This window comes from Acinetobacter sp. UBA3132 (assembly GCF_002364825.1).
Lineage (GTDB): Bacteria > Pseudomonadota > Gammaproteobacteria > Pseudomonadales > Moraxellaceae > Acinetobacter > Acinetobacter schindleri.
The window spans coordinates 1-3,862 of sequence record NZ_DEZM01000034.1 but is presented as its reverse complement, the minus strand read 5'-3'; the positions used below and the strand labels follow the sequence as shown (position 1 = coordinate 3,862).

Sequence of the window (3,862 nt, the reverse complement as noted above, 5' to 3'; positions counted from 1 at the left end):
CTGTTCCAGATGTGCAATCCGCATCTGCAAACTGACATTGCCATTAAAGATATTTTTGTCCAGTTCATAAACCAGACGTACACTGTCCTGCATTGGATCGAACTGATATTTACTGGCTGCATTAAAAGCAATCGCATCCACCACCTGTCCATTTTCCAGCGCCACTCGCAGCTTCAGATGTACCTCTTTAAGCCAGCGATAATCCAATACTTTAAATATGCCTTCAAATATGGGTTGTGGAAACTTTTGTCCCCATGGGCTCAGATTATGCAGAAGATCTACTGTATCAATCTGAAATGCAGAGGCTGGCAGCTCCCCATCAGTCCATAACGTTGCAGTAAACAGACTTTCATCCATACTGCCAATTAACTGTTCAAAGGTCTGCTTAAATTCAGCAAAATGTACTTTTTTAATGGTCAGTCCTGCTGCTGCTGCATGCCCACCAAAGTGACTGACAATATGTGGATTTTGTTCAGCCACCCGCTCAATCGCATCACGGATATGAATCCCCTCAATTGAACGTGCAGAACCCTTGATATGAATGCCATCTGCATCTGCAGCAAAAACAATACTTGGACGATGAAACTGTTCTTTTAAACGTCCAGCGACAATTCCAATCACGCCTTGATGCCAATGCTGTTCAAACATGATCAGGGCAGCCGGCAGCTCCATTTCATCCAGCTGGATTTTTTCCAGTTCAGCCAGCGCCTCCTGCTTGATCTTGCCTTCGACCTGACGGCGCTCGACATTGAGCTGATTCAGCTGTTCTGCGAGTGGATAAGCAGTTGCCAGATCTTTAGCGAGCAGACATTCAATCCCGATATCCATGGTTTCCATACGTCCAGCCGCATTAATGCGCGGACCGAGTACAAAACCGAGATCTTGGGCTTTTAACGTTGCTGCATCCCGCCCTGCGATTTCCAGCAGTGCACTAATCCCTGGACGGCATAAGTGCTGCTGTATCCGTTTCAGTCCAGCATCAACCAGAATGCGGTTGTTATAGTCCAGGCTAGCTACATCTGCATACGTTCCCAGTGCCACCAGATCAAGATAGTTAATAATTGAGCTAGTGGATTTTCCAAGTTTCTTGCGATAGGTGGACAGATTGGCCAATACATAAAAAGCCACCCCGACCCCGGCCAATGCCTTGCTTGGAAAATCACAACCCAGCTGATTTGGATTGACCACCGCTTCAGCAGCAGGTGTCGGTTTGGTGGTAAGATGGTGATCAGTGATAATCACCTGCATACCATGATCTTGTGCCTGTTTCACCCCGTCATGACTGGAAATACCATTATCCACAGTAATGAGTAGATCAGGGGTAAAACTGGCAAATGCCAGATCAGCAATTGCCGGCGTTAAGCCATAGCCATATTTAAAACGGTCGGGGACCAGATAATCAACATCCGCTCCCATATCACGCAGTGCCAGCAGCATTAATGCGGTACTGGTGGCACCATCGGCATCATAATCACCGACAATCACGATTTTCTGACCTGCATCAATCGCTGCATCGATCAGCTGAATGGCTTCCGGCAAGCCTTTCATGCTCGGTGCCAACAGATGCTTGAGTTTCAGCTCCAGCTCCTGCTGCGATTCCACTCCACGGCGTGCCAGAATCTGTGCAATAAAAGAGGGTACGTCCTGAAAAGATTCAGGACGGGTCAGTAAAGGGCGCTGCTTGATTTCAAGTTTTGGCATTTATGGCATCAGTCGCTGCAATGTCCAGGCATCGTCATTCTTGGTATAACTCAGACGATCATGCAAACGATTTGGACGTCCTTGCCAGAATTCATAATAATCAGGTACTAAACGGTAACCACCCCAGAATTCTGGCTTATCAAGCTGTTCCTGGTTCGCCATCGTATCATGATAGTCCCAGAAACGCTGCTGCAGCTCATCACGACTGGCAATCACACCACTCTGGGGCGTACTGACATGCGCAGCAATCTGACTGTCACGTGGACGCTTATGATAATAATCTGTGGATTCTTCTTCAGAGATTTTAACTACACGCCCAGAAACACGGATTTGTCGTTCCTGCTCCTGCCAGTAAAATAGCAGCTCAGCATAAGGATTTACCTCAAGATCCATCCCTTTCTGGCTATCATAATTGGTATAGAAAGCATAGCCATCTGGAGTCGCCCCACGCAGCAAGACTGTGCGTACATGCGGACGACCTTGCGCATTTGCCGTAGCCAGTGACATGGCATAAGGCTCATGCAATTGCGCTGCCAGGGCATGGTTAAACCAGAGCAAAAACTGTTCATGTGGATCCAGTTTAACCTGATCCTCAAGCAGCTCGCCTTTCTGATAATTCAGGCGTAGTTCACTCAGATCTTTAATTAAATCAGTCATTCCATCTCTCTATAATCAGTCAGCAAGTTTAGGCAGCATTGGCACGTATAGCATCTGCCAATGAATGGGCCAGTGTAGTGACTTCATCCAGGTCTTCGCCTTCCACCATAACACGAATAACCGGCTCAGTACCTGACTTACGAATCAGCAAGCGGCCACGGCCTTTCAGCTGTTGTTCTGCTTTTTCAAATTCAGCAGCAAGCGCAGGGACGGCGTACGGATCAAACATGGCATCCAGACGTACATTGACCAATACGTTCGGTAACAAGCGGAAATCAGCTACCAGTTCATGCAGGGCTTTCTTCTGCTCGACCATCACTGTCAATACTTGTAGCGCAGCAATAATGGCATCACCCGTGGTGCTCTTGTCTAATGTCAGGATATGACCGGATGGCTCACCGCCAGTGACCCAGCCCTTTTGCTCCAGACCTTGTAATACATAACGGTCACCCACCTTGGCACGCAAGAATGGGACTTGGGCTTTTTCTAGAGCCAGTTCCAGCGCCATATTACTCATGAGTGTGCCTACAATTCCTGCTGGCTTATTTTTGGCCTGAGTCGCAAGGATATACAGAATATGGTCACCAGTAATCTGCTCACCGTTTTTGTCGACCATAATGACACGGTCAGCATCTCCATCAAAGGCAATCCCAAGATCAGCCTGATATTCAACGACTGCTTTTTGCAGATTCTCAGGATGTGTTGAGCCACAGTCTTTATTGATATTGAGACCATCAGGATCATCAAACATTGCAATAACTTTTGCGCCCAATTCACGGAACACTGCAGGACCCACGTTATAGGCTGCCCCATTGGCACAATCCACTACAATCGTTAAATCATTCAGATCTAAATGATATGGGAAAGTCGATTTACAGAATTCGATATAACGACCATTAGCATCTTTGACACGGAAACTTTTACCCAGGTTCGCCGTATCTTCAATACTTATTTCTTTTTCGAGCTCCTGATTAATTTCATCTTGTAAGGCATCCGGTAGTTTCTTGCCTTCACTAGAGAAAAATTTAATCCCGTTATCAAAATACGGATTATGAGAAGCTGAAATAACAATACCCAGACTGGCATGCAGTGCACGGGTCAAATGGGCAATTGCAGGAGTCGGTAATGGACCCAGTAAATGTACATAAACACCTGCCGCATTAAGGCCCGCCTGCAAGGCAGATTCCAAAATATAGCCTGATAAACGGGTATCTTTCCCCATCACCACCAGCGGTTTATTTTTCTTGCTATGTCGCTTGAGTACCTTCCCTGCTGCAAAGCCTAATTTAAGTGCAAATTCAGGGGTAATCGGCAATACGCCAAACTTGCCACGAATACCATCGGTACCAAAATAACTCATTGTTGTCTCTCTTCTTAGTGGATGAATTACACCATCCATTTTTACAATGAGCAACACTTTACACCAAAATAAAAAAGCCGTCATTGCTATGACGGCTTTTTTCGAATGAGTGCAGAAAGGAAATTAGCCAACGCGATAGTTTGG

The 3,862-nt window shown here is 46.3% G+C and carries 3 protein-coding genes; all 3 read right to left on the bottom strand.

The genetic code is table 11. The features are described from left to right. On the bottom strand, positions 1-1,701 hold a 1,701-nt coding region (recJ, locus tag B4033_RS01380), incomplete at its 3' end, for a single-stranded-DNA-specific exonuclease RecJ (RefSeq protein ID WP_286831384.1). Next, positions 1,702-2,358 carry a pyridoxamine 5'-phosphate oxidase gene (gene pdxH, locus B4033_RS01375; RefSeq protein ID WP_048882185.1) on the bottom strand — a complete coding sequence of 219 codons (657 nt, stop codon included), beginning with the start codon at positions 2,356-2,358 and terminating at the stop codon, positions 1,702-1,704. Positions 2,359-2,386: 28 nt separating this feature from the next. Continuing rightward, entirely contained in the window at positions 2,387-3,718 is a 1,332-nt protein-coding gene (gene glmM, locus B4033_RS01370; RefSeq protein ID WP_286831381.1) for a phosphoglucosamine mutase, read from the bottom strand. Positions 3,719-3,862 lie beyond the last annotated feature (144 nt).